The organism is Streptomyces sp. NBC_01454 (genome assembly GCF_036227565.1).
Classification (GTDB): domain Bacteria; phylum Actinomycetota; class Actinomycetes; order Streptomycetales; family Streptomycetaceae; genus Streptomyces.
The window spans coordinates 7,606,146-7,626,070 of sequence record NZ_CP109460.1; the positions used below are offsets into that span (position 1 = coordinate 7,606,146).

General features: G+C 71.7%; 10 protein-coding genes. 8 read left to right on the forward strand and 2 right to left on the reverse strand.

The genetic code is table 11. The annotated features are described in order from the left end of the window. The first annotated feature begins 1,515 nt into the window (after positions 1-1,515). Together OIU81_RS33675 and OIU81_RS33680 are read left to right on the forward strand one after the other, a co-directional pair. On the forward strand, positions 1,516-3,642 hold the full coding sequence (locus OIU81_RS33675) for a bifunctional polysaccharide deacetylase/glycosyltransferase family 2 protein (RefSeq protein ID WP_329153932.1): 2,127 nt from the start codon (positions 1,516-1,518) through the stop codon (positions 3,640-3,642). Positions 3,643-3,659: 17 nt separating this feature from the next. Continuing rightward, the gene (locus tag OIU81_RS33680) at positions 3,660-5,021 is read left to right on the forward strand and encodes an LCP family protein (protein WP_329153934.1); all 1,362 of its coding nucleotides are present in this window, start codon (positions 3,660-3,662) and stop codon (positions 5,019-5,021) included. 77 nt (positions 5,022-5,098) lie between these two features. On the opposite strand, the gene OIU81_RS33685 is transcribed toward OIU81_RS33680, so the two are convergent. Beyond that, positions 5,099-7,858, reverse strand: a complete 2,760-nt coding sequence (locus OIU81_RS33685; protein ID WP_443074086.1) for a SpoIIE family protein phosphatase — start codon at positions 7,856-7,858, stop codon at positions 5,099-5,101. A 1,148-nt stretch (positions 7,859-9,006) separates the two neighbouring features. Here OIU81_RS33685 and OIU81_RS33690 point away from each other — a divergent pair. The 3 genes from OIU81_RS33690 to OIU81_RS33700 all read left to right on the forward strand — a co-directional run bounded on the left by OIU81_RS33690 (position 9,007) and on the right by OIU81_RS33700 (position 12,378). Then, a complete protein-coding gene (locus OIU81_RS33690) occupies positions 9,007-10,644 on the forward strand; it encodes an APC family permease (RefSeq protein ID WP_329153935.1) in 1,638 nt (545 codons plus the stop codon). A 220-nt stretch (positions 10,645-10,864) separates the two neighbouring features. Then, complete coding sequence (locus tag OIU81_RS33695) at positions 10,865-12,031, forward strand: inorganic phosphate transporter (protein ID WP_443074087.1); 1,167 nt, start codon at positions 10,865-10,867, stop codon at positions 12,029-12,031. 101 nt (positions 12,032-12,132) lie between these two features. Then, entirely contained in the window at positions 12,133-12,378 is a 246-nt protein-coding gene (locus OIU81_RS33700; RefSeq protein ID WP_329153937.1) for a hypothetical protein, read from the forward strand. A gap of 69 nt (positions 12,379-12,447) precedes the next feature. Here OIU81_RS33700 and OIU81_RS33705 read toward each other — a convergent pair whose 3' ends face one another. Then, positions 12,448-13,956, reverse strand: coding sequence for a glutamate synthase subunit beta (locus tag OIU81_RS33705; protein WP_329153939.1), 1,509 nt, complete (start codon positions 13,954-13,956; stop codon positions 12,448-12,450). Between the two features lie 255 nt (positions 13,957-14,211). On the opposite strand from OIU81_RS33705, the gene OIU81_RS33710 reads away from it, so the two are divergent. From OIU81_RS33710 to OIU81_RS33720, 3 genes are all read left to right on the forward strand, one after another. After that, the gene (locus tag OIU81_RS33710) at positions 14,212-16,275 is read left to right on the forward strand and encodes a SpoIIE family protein phosphatase (RefSeq protein WP_329153941.1); all 2,064 of its coding nucleotides are present in this window, start codon (positions 14,212-14,214) and stop codon (positions 16,273-16,275) included. Between the two features lie 413 nt (positions 16,276-16,688). Beyond that, positions 16,689-17,960 carry an MFS transporter gene (locus OIU81_RS33715; RefSeq protein WP_329153943.1) on the forward strand — a complete coding sequence of 424 codons (1,272 nt, stop codon included), beginning with the start codon at positions 16,689-16,691 and terminating at the stop codon, positions 17,958-17,960. Next, positions 17,957-19,825, forward strand: a complete 1,869-nt coding sequence (locus OIU81_RS33720) for a S9 family peptidase (RefSeq protein WP_329153945.1) — start codon at positions 17,957-17,959, stop codon at positions 19,823-19,825. Before OIU81_RS33715 ends, OIU81_RS33720 begins: the two co-directional genes overlap by 4 nt. The last annotated feature ends 100 nt before the right edge of the window (positions 19,826-19,925 follow it).

Here is a 19,925-nt window from a genome sequence, read left to right on the forward strand (position 1 = left end):
ACCTCGTACGAAACATGGGGGATACGGCAGGTAAACGGCGGTCGACGCCGCGGACGGCCGGCGGCCGGGCGCCCGCGCCCCGCCCTCGCCCGCTCCGCTGATCGGTGCGGGCAGGTGAGGCGGGTGATCGGCCCCCGCGTGCGAGCGTGCGGCGCCCTGCGGGAGCCTCCGGCCGGCGAGCCCGGCGCCAAGTTCAGGAAATTCTCCCGTAACACTCCGTCGATACCGGGTCGCCGAGGAAACGGCGCGAACTCTGTTGATCACAGGTGCCGATAGTGCGGCATCCGGGAGAAACCGGTGGAGCGTGCGGCACACACATTCCAGCCATGATCGGCAGTCGTCATCCAGGGCAAGGGGATGCCGAGTTTTCATTCGGCCGCTTCTCAACCGTAAAGGGATGCGGAAATTCTTTTGGGTGGAGAATTGCGTGAGATAGGGCGGGCTTCTCGCGCGGTATTTCTCTTTGGGTTGGTGTGCGGCTGACCTGGGTTATCGGCAGACGTCGGGCCGGGGCATCTCAGGGTATTTCACCATTGGGTGGAATTGAGCGACTTCGGCTCCCGGTCGCGCGCGGGGTCCGCCTCCCCGGTGGTGCGGTGCGGCGACGTCATATCGCCTGCTGTGGGGCGTGCCGGAGGTCGCGCGGAGCACCCCGGTGGTGGCGGGTACGGTGGCGCGGCGGCCGCGCGGGAGGCCGGGCGGCGGTGCGGTGCCGGACGGCGCAAGAGGTTCGTTCCCGGTCAGCGGGGAGCAAAACGAACATGGTGCACGGTAAGCAGTTCAATTACTTTCCGCTTCGCTGCCCGGCGTGAGTTACTTCACAGTATGAATCGTCCCGGACGGGGTGTGTCGGGCACCGCGAGGGCGCCGATCGGGCCCGCTGTGAACCGTCGGCACGCGTGAATAGGTATGTTGACGAGTGAGATCATAAGGGGGAGCTGGAGTCCTGGCTGGCCCGGTGGTCTTTGCCGCCGTCATCGGAGGATGGAAGACGCTGGCTGACCTTGCCTATTCTCATTCGCTGATAACTGGTTACACTCACGCTCCATGCGAACCGCTACCCCCCACAGCAGTCGCCCCGGTAAGCAAGGGAATCGTCCCGTATTTGTCGACAACTCAGGTCGGCGCAGACGCTTCCTGGGGCATGCAGCGTTGACCGTAGGGTGCATGTGCACCGGATATCTCGTCCTCCTCGCCGTGGTGTTCGGCGGCCTCCTGCAGCCGGCCGCGAAGCCGGCGCCGGGAAAGGCCGACCCGCTCCCGGACCACACCGCGCGCCCGGTGCCCAGTGCTCCGGGCGGTGCCGGGCCGGCGGCGACGTCCGACACCTCCGGACGGGCTGTGCCCGCCGGTCACCACACCTCCAGGGCCCCTTCCCGCACCACTCCTGCCCCGTGACCCCTGCCGGACCGGTGCGCTTCCCCCCGCGGGTGAAGCCTCCCCGGCACTGACCCGAGGCGTGTCCGTCCGCGCGGGCGCCATGGCGCCCGCGCGGACGCACGCCTCTCACGTGGCATGTCCGCTCGACAGAAAGGGCTCATTGTGGCGTTGTCAGGGCAGGGGCGGCATGCGTTGCGCCGCCCCCCACGCTGGCACTGGTTACTGCTGCTGCTGATCCTCCCCATCGTCGCCGCTTCACTGCTGTTCGAGGGCTGGACGACCCATGAGGTCGACGGAGCCCGGAACAGGCGAGCCTGTACGAGCCCCATCCCGAAGGCCGCGGACAACGGCGACCCGGTACTGCGGGTCACCGGCCGCGGAGCCGAGACCGCGCAGATGCCGTTCCGCACCGCCGCGCTCACCTTCGACGGCGGGCCCGACCCGGTGTGGACGCCGCGCCTGCTCGACCTGCTGCGTGCCCGCCGCGCGCGGGCGACCTTCTTCCTCTACGGCGACCAAGCGGCCCGCCATCCGGAACTGGTGCGGCGGATCCGCGACGAGGGCCATGAGATCGGCTCGTACACCTATACCGGCGGCGACCTGGGCAGTGCCTCGCACGTCCGCGCGCAGCTGGAACTCTCCCTCACCCAGACCGTCCTGGCGGGGGCCGCAGACGTCAACACCCGGCTGCTGCGCCTGCCGCACACCACCACCGCCGACACGCTGTGCGGCGCCGAGTGGTCCGCCGCACGGCGCGCCTCCGACCAGGGATATGTCGTGGTGGCCGCCACCGCCCGGTCGCGCAAGCCCCCGCTGGGGGTGGTGCGGCAGTACAGCCATACCGCGCTGGGATACCAGGAGGCGAAGAAGCTGCTCGACGACCCCGACGTCGGCCAGTTCACCACCGTCACGGGCGGACTCGGACGGCCCTCGCTCACCTCCACCGCCTCCCTGGCCGAGCGGGCGCAGGGCGAGGCCATGATGTGGACCCAGTCCGTCGGGCACACCTTCGCGCGCTCGATGACCTGGGCGCTGGGCATCGCGGGCGCACTGGGCATGCTCCGGCTGGTGCTGCTCGCCTTCCTCGCCCGGGTGCATGTGCGGCGCCGGCGCAGACACCGGTCCGGCGCGCCCTGGCTGCGCGAGGTGACCGATCCGGTGACGGTGCTGGTTCCCGCGTTCAACGAAGAGGCGGGCATCGAGGCCACGGTGCGCTCCCTGCTCGCCTCCACCCACCGCGACCTGCAGATCATCGTCATCGACGACGGGTCGACGGACCGGACCGTGGAGATCGCCCGCGGCATCACCGATCCGCGGGTGACCGTGGTGGAACAGCCCAACTCCGGCAAGCCCGGGGCGCTCAGCACGGGCCTGCGCTACGCGCGTTGCGAGATCATCGTGATGATCGATGCGGACACGGTTTTCGAGCCGGAGGCCCTGTACCGCCTCATCCAGCCGCTCGCCGATCCGACGGTCGGCGCGGTCAGCGGAAACACCAAGGTGGGCAACAGGCGGCGGCTGCTGGGCAGATGGCAGCATCTGGAGTACGTCCTCGGGTTCAACCTGGACCGGCGCATGTTCGAGGTGCTGGAGTGCATGCCCACGGTTCCCGGCGCCATCGGTGCCTTCCGCCGGGACGCGCTGCTGGCCATCGGCGGTGTCAGTGACGACACCCTCGCCGAGGACACCGATCTCACCATGGCCCTGTGGCGGGTGGGACGGCGCGTGGTCTACGAGGAGACGGCCATCGCCTGGACCGAAGTACCCAGCAGCCTGAGCCAGTTGTGGCGGCAGCGCTACCGCTGGTGCTACGGCACGCTGCAGTCGATGTGGAAGCACCGCCACGCCGTGGTGGAGGTCGGCCCGGCCGGACGGTTCGGCCGCCGGGGGCTCGCCTATCTCGCCCTGTTCCAGATCGTGCTGCCGCTCTTCGCGCCGGTCGTCGACGTCTTCGCCCTGTACGGCCTGTGCTTCGGCGACACCGCGCAGGCGGTCGGGGTCTGGCTCGGCTTCCTCGTCATCCAGCTGATCACCGCCGCGTACGCGCTGCGGCTGGACAACGAGAAGCTCCGGGAGCTGTGGGCCCTGCCGCTCCAACTGTTCTTCTACCGGCAGCTGCTGTATCTCGTCGTCATCCAGTCCGTGGTCACCGCCCTGCTCGGCACCCGGCTGAAGTGGCACCGCATGCAGCGCTCCGGCACCGCAAATCAGCACCTGCTCAAGGAGCCCATCCCCCAGCCGAGCGGTCTGTCGTCGAAGTGACCGAGGAGAGTGCACACATGAGCAACTCGCCAGGCCCTTGGGCCGGCAGCGACATACCCGGCGCGGGCCCGTTCGGTCCGGACGGGTCCCCGTCGTACGGAGCGGGGGACGGGCCGGACGAGAGGGACGACGTGTGGGAGCCGCGCGGATCCCGGGCCCGCCGCCGCATCGTGGCCGGGGAGGTGGTGGACGTGCGGCAACCGCTGTGGCGCGAGGACCCGCCCCGGCACCCGCACCCCGCCGCCACCCTCCCGGACGGGTACGACGACCCCCCGGGCCCACCCCCGTTATTGCACGACGACAGCGGTGCGGAGCGCGGCGCGGGCCGTGCGGAGCCGGGAGGGGGCGGCGGCGCTCCCGGCGGCGGGCGGCGCTCGCACCGATCCCGGCGCCGGCGGCCGGTACGGCGTCTCGTCATCGGGGTGCTCGTCGTGCTCCTGGGCGTCCCCGCCGGCACCCTCGCCTGGGCCGACAGCAAGCTCAACAGCGAGGTCGACCTCGGCACGCCCGGGCAGGGGCAGCGGGCCGGCAAGGGCACCAACTACCTCATCGTGGGCTCCGACAGCCGCGAAGGCCTCACCGACCAGGAGAAACGGGATCTGCACACCGGATCGGCCGGCGGCCGGCGCACCGACTCGATGATCCTGCTGCACACCGGCGCGGGCGGCACCAGCATGGTGAGCCTGCCACGTGACTCCTGGCTGACCGTGCCGGGCCACACCAGCCCCATGACCGGCAAGCACTACGGCCCGGTCAAGAACAAGCTGAACGCGGCGTTCGCCCTCGGGGGCCCCAAGATGCTCGTCCGCACCATCGAGCGCAACACCGGCGTGACGATCCACCACTACGTGGAAGTCGGCTTCGCGGGTTTCGTGAACCTCGTCAACGCGGTCGGCGGCGTCCCGATCTGCCTGGACCGCAACCTGCGGGACAAGAAGTCCGGGGCCAACTTCACCAAGGGCTGCCACACCCTCGACGGCAGGGCGGCGCTCGCCTTCGTCCGCCAGCGCCACCAGGAGGCCCAGGGCGACCTGGGACGCAGCAAGAACCAGCGGAAGTTCCTCGCCGCCCTCGCGCACCGGGCGGCGAAGCCGGGCACCGTGCTCAACCCGATCTCGCTCTACGGCGCGCTGAACGCCGGGCTGGACACGCTCATTGTCGACCGGGACACCAGCCTGCTGGATCTCGCGACGATGTTCCGCGCGGTCCAGGGCGTCACGGGCGGGCACGGCAAGCAGATCAACGTCCCGGTGGCGAACCTTGGCTTCCACACCCCCAAGGGCAGTGCCGTGCTCTGGGACAAGGCACAGGCACGCAAGCTCTTCAGCGAGCTCAACGACGACCGGCCGGTGGACGTCAAAGGCGGCAAGACCGGGTGACAGGAGCAGGGCGGGCGACGCCGCGTACGTGCGTGCACACGACCACCAGGACCAGGCGGCGCCCGCCGCTTCGGCGGCTAGACAAGCTCGTGCAGCGCCTGTTCCGCCCAGATGATTTTGCCCTCCGGGATGTACCGGGTGCCCCAGCGCTCTGCCAGTTGGGCAACGAGGAAGAGGCCGCGGCCTCCCTCGTCCTCCTCGGCGGCGTAGCGCAGGTGTGGGGAGGTGCTGCTGGTGTCGGAGACCTCGCAGATCAGGGTGCGGTCGCGGACCAGGCGCACCCGGATCGGACCGGTGGCGTAGACGATGGCGTTGGTGATGAGTTCGCTGAGAATGAGTTCGGTGGCGAAGGCCATCTCCTCCAGGTCCCACCGCGCCAGCTGCTGTGTGATGTTCGCGCGGGCCTCGGCCACCGCCGCGGGGTCGGAAGGGACCTCCCACTCCGCGATGCGGTCGGGGTCCATCAGATGGGTGCGCGCCGCGAGCAGGGCGATGTCATCGCGCTGCCGGGCCGGGGGCAGGCCGCTGAGCACGGTTTCGCAGATCTCGTCGGGGGTCCGGCCGCGCTGTGCCAGGGTCGTGGCGAGGTTCTGCATGCCGGTGTCGATGTCGTGGTTGCGGCCCTCGACCAGGCCGTCGGTGTAGAGGACGAGGCTGCTGCCCTCGGGCAGGTGCAGATCCAGGGCCTCGAAGGGCAGACTCCCGACGCCGAGCGGCGGCCCCGCCGGGAGATCGGGGAACTCCACGGTGCCGTCGGGGTGGACGAGCGCCGGCGGGAGGTGGCCGGCGCGGGCCATCGTGCAGCGGCCGGACGCCGGATCGTAGATCGCGTACAGACAGGTGGCGCCCGCGACCGTGGCCTCGTCCTCCGCCGCGATCCCCTCATGGTCGATGCGGTGGACCAACTCGTCCAGGTGGCTCAGCAACTCGTCGGGCGGCAGGTCGAGGCTGGAGAAATTCTGCACCGCGGTACGCAGCCGGCCCATCGTGGCGGCGGCATGGAGCCCATGACCGACCACATCACCGACGACCAGCGCGACCCGGGCCCCCGGCAGCGGGATGACATCGAACCAGTCGCCGCCCACCCCGGTCTGCGCGGGCAGATAGCGGTGGGCGAGGTCGAGGGCGTCCTGTTCGGGCAGGCCGCGGGGGAGCAGGCTCTGCTGCAGGGTGACGGCCATGGCGTGCTCGCGGGTGAAGCGGCGCGCGTTGTCGATGGACACGGCCGCCCGGGCCGCCATCTCGTCGGCCAGGGAGAGGTCACCTTCCTCGAAAGGCGTGTTCTCGCGCGAGCGCCAGAAGTTGGCGACCCCCATGAGCACACCGCGCGCCCGGAGCGGCACGGTGATCAGGGACCGGACTCCGTGCTGGAGGGCCAGTCGGAAGCGCTCCGGCTCCTGCGCGCGCCACTGTTCGGCTTCCCGCAGATCGGGGACCAGCACGGACCGTCCGGTGACGAACCCGGTGGCCATCGGATTGGGCACGGCGTACCGGTGGAGCTCGCCCACCCGGTACAGGGGGTGATCCTCGGGCAGGCCGGACAGCGCCACCCGGCGCAGCTCCGGCGCCTCGCTGTACGCCCCGGCCGGCGGCTCCTCGCCGGCCAGTACGGGCTCGGCGAGATCGACCGTGGCGTAGTCGGCGAACCAGTTCACCGCGACCTGGGTCAGTTCCTCGGCGGTCTGCTGCACATCGAGAGTGGTCCCGATGGCGACGGTCGCCTCGTACAGCAGCCGCAGCCGGCTCTGGGCGGCCTCCGCCTTCCCCGCGAGGGCCAGCAGATCGGTGGAGTCCCGCAGCGTGGCCACCGTGCCGGCCGGTCCGCCGCGGGGGTCCGTGAGCCGGATGTTCACCGCCAGCAGCCGGTCCTTGACCTCGAGCACCTCATCGGTGACCACGGTCCCGGAGACCAGCAGTTCGGCGGCCCGGGGGGCGAGCCCGAGGGCGGTGACGCGGTGCCCCTCCGCTTCGGGGGGCATGTCCAGGAGCCGGCGCGCCTCGTCGTTCGCCAGCAGGACGCGCCCGTCCGCGTCGACGATCAGCACGCCCTCACGCACCGCGTGCAGCACCGCGTCGTGGTGCTCGTACATCCGGGTCATCTCCACGGGACCGAGCCCGTGGGTCTGGCGCCGTAGCCGGCGGGTCACCAACGCCGTACCGGCCGTCGTCAGCGCGAGGGCGGCGGCCCCGGCGCCGAGTACGACCGGCAGTTGCCGGTCCACCGCGCTGCTCACCCGGCTGACCCGCATCCCGGCCGACACCAGGCCCACCACCGTGCCCCGGGCGTCCGTCACGGGGACGACCGCCTGCACTTCGTGACCGAGCGGGCCGACGACGCTCTCGATGGTGACGTGGCCGGCGAGCGAGGGCCCGATGGTGCCGATGAAGTGCTTGCCGATCTCCTGCGGCTTGGGATGCGTATAGCGGATCCCGGCACGGTTCATGACGACGATGAAGTCGACGCCGGCCCGTTTGCGCGCCGCCTCGGTCAGCGGCTGGAGCACCGCGCTCGGGTCGGGGCTGCGCAGCGCGGCCACCAGACCCGGGCTGTGGGCGAAGGCCTCGGCCGCGGCGACCGAACGGTCCCGGGCCCCCTGGAATCTGTCGCTGCGGGACTGGAGCAGCAATGCGGTCACCGACGCCACGATGAGCAGCAGCACGATCAGGACCTGGAGGAGGAACATCTGACCGGCGACGCTGCGGATACTCGCCAACGCGCGCAGGCGCCCCGCCGATGCCGTCGGCGAGCCGCCACGCCGACCGTCATCGTCCGGGTGCCGACCGGTGAACCTGCGCTCCGAGGTTAGCCACGGGAAGCGGCCGGAGATTCGGGCCATGCTCCATGTGTACCTCGCGCACTCTTGCACCTGACCACACCACGCCGGGATATCGCATGGCTGTGCGACGCTCATTTTCGCCGCCGGTGTCGCCTCGGGCGGGCGTGACGGTGGTGCCGCCACACCTCGTACCCGGATATCGAACACGGGTCCACGCCATGTGCAACGAACGTCGGGCCCGGCGAAGTTGATCCGGTTCCGCGGTCACCGGGGTCCGGGGCCGGTGAGGAGTGTGTGGGGGCCTGGTGATGACGGTGTGGGGATGCAGTGACGGAAGGGTGCGTCAACTCGACTGTGCGGTGGCCCAGTTGAGTGCCGTGGGGCATTTCTGGCCACTCGGCCATGTGTGGACGGGTGTCGCGTGCGGCCCGGAACTTCATCACTCCCCCGCGAACGTGCCTGCGAGCCGTATACGTGAAGAAAGTCTTGATGGCATCTACATCGTTTATCGGGGCGCCGCCGGAGAACCCGTCCGTCTCTTCGGCGGCCGGAACTCGGAAACCTTCTTCGGGCGGAAGGGCGTCGGGGGCGCGGAGAATTCCGGAGGCGGCCGGGCGTGGTTGGCGGGGGTGTCCGGACACACGAAGTCCCCCCTTCTTCGGTGTTACTTCCCCCCTTGGGCCCCTCGTCCTCCTATTTGCCGGGAGGGGTGTCGTGACAGGCGTGGGGGAGTGGGGGTATGGGGTGGGTCCGGGCGTGCGGGCCGTGCGTTCGGGCCCACCGCGGCGGCCTGATCTCCCGGTATGCCCGATATGGGGGTGGTTCTCGCCCGCCCGGTCCAGGGTCGGGCGGGGGCGTGCGGGGCGTGCCCGGCGATGATCCGTTATGGAATTCCCAGCCGCTGGAGCAGGGCTTTTCCGGGTTACGGCAATGCCCCGCGGAGAAAGCTCAAGATTTCCTCAAATGGGGGTGGCGGCGGGGGTCGGATCGGTGACCGGTCCGTTGCTGAGGGCTACAAAAGCGGCCCGCTGAGCCTGCCCCTGCGTACATTCCTCGGAATGTCCACAGTGTCGAGTCGAGCGTTAGGTAATGACTTTCCAAAGGAACGTCTTGGAATATAACTATTCAGCCAATGACTCTTTGCAGGGCTCTGAATGCTCCCTACTCTGAGGCAAATTTTGAGCCAGTCCTGTCTTGAAAGGCCTCTTATGGCAAGCGTTGACGAGATCGCTCCCGTCAGGCCACGTGAATCCGGCTCCCTTCGCCGGGATGTGGGACTCATCGGGCTGATGTGGGCGTCGGTCGGTTCCATCATCGGATCCGGCTGGCTGTACGGAGCTCAGAAGGCCGTAGTGGTGGCAGGCCCGGCGGCGCTGATCTCCTGGTGTATCGGTGCGGTCGCCATCGTCCTGCTGGCACTGGTGCACGCCGAGCTCGGCGGCCTCTTCCCGGTGGCCGGCGGCACGGCGCGCTACCCGCACTACGCCTTCGGCGGTCTGGCCGGTATGTCGTTCGGCTGGTTCTCCTGGCTCCAGGCGGCGACGGTGGCCCCCATCGAGGTCGAGGCCATGATCGGTTACGCCGGTCACTGGTCCTGGGCCCAGGGCTTCCTGCACGCGAACGGGACACTTACCACGAGCGGCTTCATCGTCGCCGTCTTCCTGATGGCGATCTTCGTCGCGGTGAACTTCCTCGGCGTGAAGGTGCTGGCGCACACCAACAGTGCGGCGACCTGGTGGAAGATCGCGGTACCGCTCGGGGCGATCTTCGTCATCGCGGCCACCAACTTCCACCCGCACAACTTCACCTCGCACGGCTTCGCGCCGTTCGGCGCCAAGGGCGTGCTCAGCGCCATCAGCACCAGCGGCATCATCTTCGCGCTGCTCGGCTTCGAGCAGGCCATCCAGCTGGCGGGCGAGAGCCGCAACCCCAAGCGTGACCTGCCGCGCGCCACGATCGGGTCGGTCCTGATCGGTGCGGTCATCTACATCCTGCTCCAGGTCGTCTACATCGGTGCCCTGCCGGTGGCGTCCTTCATGCACGGCTGGGCCAAGCTGAACTACGCCGGCATCAGCGGCCCGTGGGCCGGTCTGGCCACCGTCGTGGGCCTGGGCTGGCTGGGCTGGGTGCTGTACGCGGACGCGATCATCTCTCCCGGTGGCACCGGCCTGATCTACACCACCTCGACCTCGCGCATCTCCTACGGCCTGAGCAAGAACGGCTATGCGCCCCGGCTCTTCGAGAAGACCGACGGCCGCGGCGTGCCGTGGTTCGGCCTGATCATCTCGTTCGTGACCGGCGTGATCTGCTTCCTGCCGTTCCCCAGCTGGCAGGAGCTGGTCTCCTTCATCACCTCGGCGAGCGTGCTGATGTACGCCGGCGCCCCGCTGGCCTTCGGGGTGTTCCGCAACCGGCTGCCGAACCACGCGCGTCCCTACCGCCTGCCCGGCGGCAACGTGATCTCGCCGCTGTCCTTCATCGTCGCGAGCCTGATCATCTACTGGGCCGGCTGGGAGACCCTCCAGCGCCTCGGCTGGGCGATCATCCTCGGGTATGTGCTGCTCGGCAGCTACGCCTGGTACGCGACGAAGAAGCAGCTGCCGAACGCCCCGCGCCTGGACTGGAAGGCCGCCCAGTGGCTTCCGGTGTACCTGCTCGGCATGGGTCTGGTCTCCTGGCTGGGCGGCTTCGGCGGCCAGGGCACCATCCCGCTGTGGTGGGACATGGCGATCGTCACGGTGTTCGCCCTGGGGATCTACTACTGGGCCCGCAGCACCGCGGTGTCGCAGGAGGCGATCGAGCAGAACATCGAGGAGGTCGCCGTCGTCGACGAGGGCGGTCACTGATCCCGCGTCATGATCTGAACTGACGCCCCGCAAGCCGATGGGCCCGGCCGGACACCCCGGTCGGGCCCATCGGCTTCCCGTTCGGGTACGCGGCCCGACGGGGTGCGGCGTGCCCCGGCGCGGGCCGGGATCATGACGGCTGATGCAGTGGTCGGCCGCCGCCCCACGGCGAGGCTGGGCGCTCCCCAGCCGTTACTTACTGTAACGTCGCCTGTCCGGAATGTGCGTTTCTGGACTGGAGGTATCGGTGGGTGGCGTCTCGCTCCTGCTCATTGCGGTGATCGTCACGGCGCTCGCCTTCGACTTCACCAACGGGTTCCATGACACGGCCAACTCGATGGCCACCTCCATCGCCACCGGGGCACTGGCTCCGCGGGTCGCCGTGCTGATCGCGGGCGTCCTCAACCTGGCGGGCGCGTTCTTGTCCACCACCGTCGCCAAGACGATCTCCGGCGGGATCGTGAACGACAGCAAGGTCAGTCTCACGATGATCTTCGCCGGGCTGCTCGGGGCGATCCTGTGGAACATGCTCACCTGGCTCGCCGGACTGCCGTCGAGTTCCTCGCATGCGCTGTTCGGCGGGCTGATCGGGGCGGTGTGGGTCGCGGCGGGCGCCGGCGCGGTCCACTTCGGGGAGGTGGTGGAGAAGATCGTGCTCCCCGCCCTGATCTCTCCGGCCCTGGCGTGTGTGGCGGCCCTGCTGGCGACGTACCTCGCCTATGTGATCACCCGTCATGCGCCGAAGGGGCCCGTGACCCGCGCGTACCGGACGGGGCAGATCGGCTCCGCCTCGCTGGTCGCACTGGCGCACGGGACGAACGACGCGCAGAAGACCATGGGTGTGATCACGCTGGCCCTGATCTCCGCCGATGTGCTGGGCCAGGGCGCGGGACCGCCGTGGTGGGTGATCCTCAGCGCGGGGCTGGCGATCTCGCTGGGCACGTATGCGGGCGGCTGGCGGATCATCCGGACCATGGGCAGGGGGCTCACAGAAATCCAGTCGCCCCAGGGGTTCACCGCGGAGACCACGGCCACCACCGTCATCCTGACGTCCTCGCACATGGGGTTCCCGCTGTCGACCACGCAGGTGTGTGCGGGCGGCATCCTCGGCGCGGGCCTGGGCCGGAAGCTGGCCGAGATCCGGTGGGGGATCGCCGGCCGGATCGCGGTGTCCTGGGTCCTCACGCTGCCGGCCGCCGCCGCGGTCGGAGGCAGTTCGGCGTGGCTGGCCGGGCACGGCACCACCGGTCTCGTGCTGGCGGCGGGGGTGGCCCTGGCCGCGGTCGGCGGGATGTACGCACTGTCCCGACGCCACCCCGTGCACGCGAAGAACGTCAATGACGTCCCCGAGGCGCAGCAGGACCAGCCCGACGACCTCATGGCGTGACCGTGACACCGGCGGCCGGTCCGCGCGGCCGGGAGCACGCCCGGCGCCCCCCGGGGCGGCACGAAACCCCGTCGCGGCAGCACAGAAGGAGGCGTAAGCACATGCACATCGACTGGCACGGTCTCGTCGAGGTCTGCGTCGTCAGCCTGGTTGTCGTCACCCTGCTCGTGGTGGTCTTCTCGCTCGGGATCATCGCGCTGGTCCGTTCCCGCAGGCTGCGGATGGACACGGCCGGACGCGGCAGCGTGGCGCAGCCGCTGGCGATGGCCACCGCGATGCTCTGCTTCGCGCTCTGCGCGGCCCTCGGCGGCTACGGAATCCACCTGATCGTCTCTCACTCCCCGTAGCCGTGCACCGGGGTGGGAGCCGTCGGTCTCCCGGCGCCCGCTTCTCCGGCGCGCCCCGGGCCGGGCCCCTCACGCCACCAGTGGCCGGTCCTCGGCGGAGACGGGGGAGGGGAGTTCGCTGGATCCGGTGAGATAGCGGTCGGTGGCCGCCGCGGCGGACCGGCCCTCCGCGATGGCCCAGACCACCAGCGACTGGCCGCGCCCCGCGTCACCCGCGACGAACACCCCGTCCGTCCTGCTGCGGACGGGCCACGCGTCGTGCTGCGCCGCCTCGGCCGCGAAACCGGCGTCCCGGGCGAAATTCCCCCGGCCGTCCAGCGTGAGCCCGAGCTGGCGCATCAGTCCGCCGCCGCGTTCGGGACCGGAGAAACCCAGGGCGAGCAGCACCAGTTCCGCCGGGATCTCCCGCTCGGTGTCCGGCCGCGGCCTTCGCGCCGTGGGTTCCACCTCCGTCAGATGCAGTGCGCGCACCCGGCCGGACGCATCCCCTTCGAAGCGGAGGGTGGCGGAGGCGAAGAGCCGGGGATCGGTGCCCGCCCTGCCGCGGGCCTCCTCGTGGGCGTGCGAGATCCGGTACACCTTCGGGTAGACGGGCCAGGGCTCGGCGTCCGGCCGGTCGTCGCCCGGCTCCGGGTTGATGTCGAGCTGCACCACCGAGGCCGCGCCCTGCCGCAGCGCGGTGCCCAGACAGTCCGAGCCGGTGTCCCCGCCACCGACGATCACCACATGCCTGCCCTCGGCGGTGAGCGGCGGCGAGGCGAAGTCGCCCTCCCGGACACGGTTGGCGAGCGTCAGATACTCCATGGCCTGATGGATGCCGCGCAGTTCACGGCCCGGGACGGGCAGCTCGCGCCGCTCCGTGGCACCGACGGCGACGACCACCGCGTCATACCGTTTCCGCAGTTCGGTGGCGTCGAGATCGGGGCCGATGGCCACGCCGGTGCGGAACTTGGTGCCCTCCGCCCGCATCTGCGCGAGGCGCCGCTCCAGATGCCACTTCTCCAGCTTGAACTCGGGGATGCCGTAGCGCAGCAGCCCGCCGATGCGGTCGGCGCGCTCATACACCGCGACGGTGTGCCCGATCCGCGTGAGCTGCTGGGCCGCTGCGAGTCCCGCGGGCCCCGAGCCGATGACGGCCACGGTCTTTCCGCTGAGCCGCTGCGGCGGATGCGGCGCGGTGAATCCGCGCTCCCAGCTCTCGTCGGCGATGGCCTGCTCGACGTTCTTGATCGTCACGGGGTCGGCGTTGAGGGCCAGGACACAGGCGTCCTCGCACGGCGCCGGGCACAGCCGCCCGGTGAACTCGGGGAAGTTGTTCGTCGCGTGCAGCCGCTCGGCCGCGGCCCGCCAGTCGCCCGCCCGCGCGTACGCGTTCCACTCGGGTATGAGGTTCCCCAGCGGGCAGCCGCTGTGGCAGAACGGTATGCCGCAGTCCATGCACCGCCCTGCCTGCTCCGAGATGAGCGGCAGCAGCGCCTGCCCCGCGTAGACCTCGTGCCAGTCGTGCAGCCGCTCCTGGACGGGGCGGCCCGCGACCGGCCGGCGGGGGGTCTTGAGGAAGCCGTAAGGGTCGGTCATGCGACGCCTCCATCGCTCGCTCGCGGTGCACTGCGGCGTCGCGGTCAGCCTACGCCCGCTTTGTATGGCTTTACAGTCTTTTGCGTAGCTTTGTCCTCAATGGGTGCCCGGCGGTGAGCGGCGGCCCCGGCACCCCGGCGGGCCCCCACGCGGGCCGAGGTGTCCGTACGCGGGGGACGGGCGCAGAATTGAGAGAGCCGCTCCGCCGCGCAGAGTGGACCAGCCTCCCTGTGCGGCGGCCGGGAAGGAAAGCCGGTGCCCTCAGATCGGCCGAGCTTCGCGAAGGCCCGCGGTCCGCTCTGGTCCGAGCCCGGGTCGTTGCTGGAACACGTGGCCGTGGCCGTGTGCGGCATCGATGACGACAACCGGATCTGCTACTGGGGACCGGGCGCCCACGACCTGTTCGGCTACCGCGCCGCCGAGGCGCTGACGCGGCCCGGCGCACTCCTGTTCCGCGGGTCCGCCGGCGGCGGCGCCGACGTCTGCGCCCGCATGGCCGAGCGCGGCCGCACCGAGGGCTACTGGCGCGGCCGCCAGCGCGTCACCCACCGGGACGGCACGGACTTCGACTGCGGATTCCGGGTCTTCCCGGTGACCGGCGAGGCGGGCCGCACGGTGGTGATGGCCCTGGCGAGCCGGGGCGACGAACTGGACCGGGTCAAGACCAACCTCGCCTTCCTCGACGCCCTCTTCGCGACCTGCCCCATCGGCCTGGTGATGCTCGACGAGGAGCTGCGCTACCGCCACCTCAACCAGGCACTCGCCGACATGAACGGACTGCCCATCGAGGAACACCTCGGGCGCCGCCTCGCCGACATCATGATCACCTCGGACGACGGGGAGTACGAGCGCATGCTGCGCTCCGTCGCCACCGAGGGCAGGACCGTCCGGGGCGTCCGGGTGGGAATGCGCACCCGGGGCCACCCGGACCGGGACACGGTGCTGTCGGTGAGCTTCTTCCCGCTCACCCAGGCCGTCGGCAGCCGCTCCGGCGTCGGCGGGCTGCTGGTGGACGTGACCGACCAGGAGCAGGCCGTGGTGGAGGCCACCGCCAGCCGCCAGCGGCTGGCCCTGCTGGACCGCGCCACGGCCCGCATCGGCACCACCCTGGACGTGGAGGTCACCGCCCAGGAACTGGTCGACGCCGCGGTACCGGACTTCTGTGACGGAGCCGTCGTCGAGCTCGTGGACTGGCGCAGCGAGAGCGAGGTGTTCGATCCGGCGCTGCCCGTGGACACCCGCCGCATCGCCTCCGGCACGGTGCTGCCCGCGCCCGCGACGGAGCTGGTCAGCGGGCGGAAAGTGGTGCACTATCCACCGGGTTCGGCCATCCACCAGATGCTGCGGTCCGGCCGCCCGGTCTGTGTGCCGGTGAACGACGACTTCCTGGCGCGGACGGTGCTCGACGCCTCGCGCGCCCGGCTGATGGCCGACAGCGGGCTGAGCACGCTCCTCCTCGCCCCGCTCATCGCCCGGGGAACGGTCCAGGGCCTGGCCATCTTCGGCCGGTCCGCCCGCCGGACCCCCTTCACCGAGCAGGACCTCAGCCTGGCCGGCGAGCTGGCCTCCCGTGCCGCGCTGTGCCTGGACAACGCACGGCTGTACAGCCGGGAGCGGGACATCGCGCTCACCCTCCAACGGGCCCTGCTGCCCAGCTTCCTGGCGCCCAGCCCCTATCTGCACCTCGCGCACCGCTATCTGCCCGGCAGCCGCGTCACCGAGGTCGGCGGCGACTGGTACGACGTGATCGCGCTGCCCGACCACCGGGTCGCCCTGGTCGTCGGCGACGTGATGGGGCACGGTGTCTCGGCCGCCGCGGCGATGGGCCGGCTGCGGATCACGGCCAAGGCGCTGGCCCGGCACGACCAGGAACCGGCCGCGCTGCTCGGCGAACTCGACCAGTGCGCCCAGGAGGCCGGCATCGAGCTCGCGACCTGCCTCTACATCCGCTACGACCCCACCACGGGGCGCGCCCGGCTCGCCAGCGCCGGGCATCCGCCGCCCCTCGTCCGGCACCCCGACGGCCGGGTCGAACTCCTCGACGACGTGCTGGGAGTGCCGCTCGGGGTCGGCGGCAGCGCCTTCCGTACGGCGGAGGCCCACCTGCCCGACGACGCCGTCCTCGCCCTGTACACCGACGGCCTCATCGAGGCGCGGGGCCACGACATCGACGAGGGTCTGCACGCGCTCCACGAGGAACTCGCCCGGATCCCCGGCTCGTTGGAGGCCGCTGCCGACCGTATCCTGGCCCGCCTGGTGCCGAGCTCCCCGGCCGACGACACCGTCCTGCTCCTCGCCCGCGTACACCGCCGTGAGTAGTGAGCGGGCCGGCGGTGGCGCCGCCGCCGCCCGGCGGTGCTCTCGCGTGCTCTCCCGCGCGACCCGGTCCTGGGGTACGGGGCGGCCGCTGCGGCCGGTGCCCGCCGACCGTCGGGGGCGGGCGGTCGGCGGACGGAAGGTGTTCCTCTCCGACACCTTGTGGCCTGTGTCACCGTCTGGTTAAGCTCCGGCACACTTCGGACACATTTCCTCCGCAAGTTGACCTTTTGGTGAGGCCGTCTTCGTGGGCGGCCCACGGATATGAGGTGGCTTCGCATGGAACGGCGCACATCGGCACCCCCGGCGGATGACTCACCGCACGGCTTACCCCCGGCGTCAGCACGGACCGCTCCGGCGGACAGCCGCGTCGCTTTCGGCCCCGGCGGTGCGAGACCGGCCCCGGGCCGTGTCCGGTGACGGGGCCCGCCCCGGTGGCGGCGGCCGCCGTTCCGCTGCCCCGAGTACGCCGCGACATGCGGCTGGTCTGGTGGGCGGGCACCTGTGACGCGCTGGGCAGCCAGACCTCCGGACTCGTCCTGCCGCTGTTGCTGCTGAGCCTGGGCCGGACACCGGCCGAGGTCGGGGCCGTCGCCGGGCTCGGCGCGGCCGCCACCCTGCTCCTCGGCCCGGTCGCCGCGGTGCCCGCCGACCGCGGGGCGCGCAAACAGGTGATGGTGGGTGCCGCGTTGGTGTCCGCCGCCGCGATGACCGGCGTCGCGCTGGCCGTCCGGTCCGGTGCGGTCCCGATGGCCGTGCTCATCGGCGCCGTTCTCGTCGAGCGGGCCGCGACGTCCTGCTACGAGGCGGCGTCGCTCGGCACCGTCGCCCTGGTGTGTCCCGCCTCGGAGCACCGACGGGTGCTGGCGCGATTACAAGCGGGGGAGCGGGGCGCCCTGGTCCTCGGGCCCGCCCTCGGCGGCCTGCTCTTCCAGGCCGGACGCTGGCTGCCGTTCCTCGCCGACGCCCTCTCGTACGCCGTCGCGGCGCTCTGCATCCGGGCCCTGCGCACCGAGTTGTCCCCGCCCCGGGACCAGCGGCCGCCGGCCGGCGGCCCCCGCCGGACCTGGCGCGCGCTGTCCGCGGAAGCCGGAGCGGGGGTGGCCCTGATCCGCCGGGACCCCTTCCTGCGGCTGGCGCTCGGGTGGATCTCGGCCGTCAACGCGCTGCTCGTCGCGCTGTATTACACGACGGTCTTCGCCCTGCAGGACCACGGCCGCGGCGCCGCCGGGCTGGGACTTGTCCTCGCGCTCGCCGGGGCGGCCGGACTGGCCGGTGCGCTGCTCGCCCCCCGGCTGGCCGGCCGGCGCGCCCCGGCGCGCGTGCTGGTGGCGGTGTCCTGGCTGCTGGTGCCGCCCGCCGCGGCGCTGGCCGTGGCCCGCGAGGCCTGGCAATTCGGCCTGCTCTTCGGTCTGTTGTGCCTGCTCACGCCGCTGGCCACGGTGGCACTCCAGGCCCGCATCATCCAGGTGACGCCGCCCGGACTCCAGGCGCGCACCGGCACCGTCCTGGCCACCGTGTCCGGCGCGGCCGCGGCACTGGCACCGGCCCTCGCCGGGCTGGCCGCCGACCGGGCCGGACCCGGCGCCACCCTCGTCGGCTGCGCCGCCCTGCTGGCCGTGCTCGCGCTCCACGCGACCCGGTCGGCACCGGCACACACCCGCGGCCCGGGGGAGGAGCCCGTATGAGCCCGCACGCGCCGCGCCCCGCCGCGGCCCCGCCCACCGTCACCGGCTTCCGGGTCTACCGGCCGGCGCTCCCCGAGGTCTGCCCGCGCGACCCGGCCCGGATGGCCCTGGCCGCGGACGCCGGCGGCCGCTGCGAGATCTTCACCTGGGACGCCGCCACCGGCACCGCACGCCAGGTCACCGACAGCCCGGACGGCACCCTGCACTGCGCCCTCGACGCCGACGCCCGGGTGTGGTGGTTCGCCGAGGACCGGCGCGGCACCGGCCGGTGGTACTTCCAGGAGTTCGACGGCGGACCGCGCCGGCCCGGTCTGAGCGGCCTGCCCCCGGGCCTGCCGCACGGACTCGCCGTCAGCCACGCCGGGACGGTGGCCATCGGCCTCGGCGACGGCCACGGCATGACCATTCACCTCGGCAGAGCGGGCGGCCCGGCCAGGGCGGTGCACACCGTCGACGGTCATGCGCTGCTGGCGGGCATCTCACCGTCCGGCGGGCTGCTGGCGCTGACGGGAACGGCCGGCTCCGAACGGGCGGTCACCCTCCTCACCTGCTCCGGGGCACCGCTCGACACACTGTCCGGACGCAGCGGCCGCCTGTGGTCGCTCGGCTTCGCACCGTCCCCGGCAGGCACCGAACTGCTGCTGGTCCAGGAGGTCGACGACCACTACCGGCTGGCCACCTGGCGGCCCGGCGCGGGCCTGCGGGCCCAGGACTGGTGCCGCTTCGACACCGAGATCACCGCACGCTGGTACCCCGAAGGGCGCCGGGTCCTCGTCCGCCAGGACCGCCACGGCCGCTCCACCCTCGCCGCCGCCGACCTCGACCGGCGCACCCTGACCCCGGTGCCCTCCCCGCCCGGCACCCTGCTCGACGCCGCCCCCCGCCCCGGTGACGACGTGCACTGCCTCTGGACCGATACGGCCACCCCGCCGCAGATGCGCTCCACCGCGGGCACCCGGCTCCCGGCGCTCGCCACGCTGCCCGCCCGGGCCCCCGGCCGGCACCGCGAACTGTGGACCCCCGGTCCGGACGGGCCCGTGCACACCCTGCTCAGCGAGCCGGACGCCGCCGACGCCGGCCGGCGGCCCCCGCTGGTGTTCCTGGTGCACGGCGGCCCCGCCGACCACGACCGGGACGCCTACGACCCGGAGGTGCACTCCCTGGTCGCCTCCGGATTCGCGGTCGCCCGGGTCAACTACCGCGGCTCCACCGGATACGGGCCCCGCTGGCGCGCCGCCTACCGCGAGGGCGTCGGGCTCACCCAGGTCGCCGACCTCGCCGCGGTCCGTACCGATCTGTTGCGCCGCGGCCTGGCCCGCGAGGACGCGATCGGTCTGTGGGGCACCTCCTGGGGCGGCTATCTGACGCTGCTGGCGCTCGGTACCCGGCCGGACCTGTGGCAGGCGGGGGTCGCCGTCAAACCGGTCGCCGACTGCGCGGCGGCGCACCGTACCGGCACCCCCGCGCTGCGGGCCCTGGACGAGCGGCTGTTCGGCGGCACCCCCGACGAGGTGCCCGAACGCTACGCCCGGAGCTCACCCCTCCACCACGTCGCCGGGGTCCGCGCCCCGCTGCTGGTGATCGCCGCCACCCTCGATGCCAAATGCCCGCCCGGCCAGGTACGCGGCTATCTCACGGCCCTGCGGGAGGCCGGAGTGCCGCACGAGTCCGAGTGGCTGGAGACCGGCCACGACGGATACACGGGCGCCCACCATGTCGCCGTACTGCGGCGCGCCATGGGCTTCCTGGACCGGCATCTGCGCCGCGCCCCCGCGGCCCGTCGAACTCCCCGTTCCGCAGCGGACGGGGTCTTCGGGGACACCGCACCATCGGGTGCCCCGGAGTGCACGACGCACGTTCCGTAATTCGCCAGAAGAGGAGCACAGTCATGCAGAAGGACATCATCCACAACGACCCGCTCGAGGGTGACGAGGAGAACCGCCGGCCGGGCATCGGCATCACGGT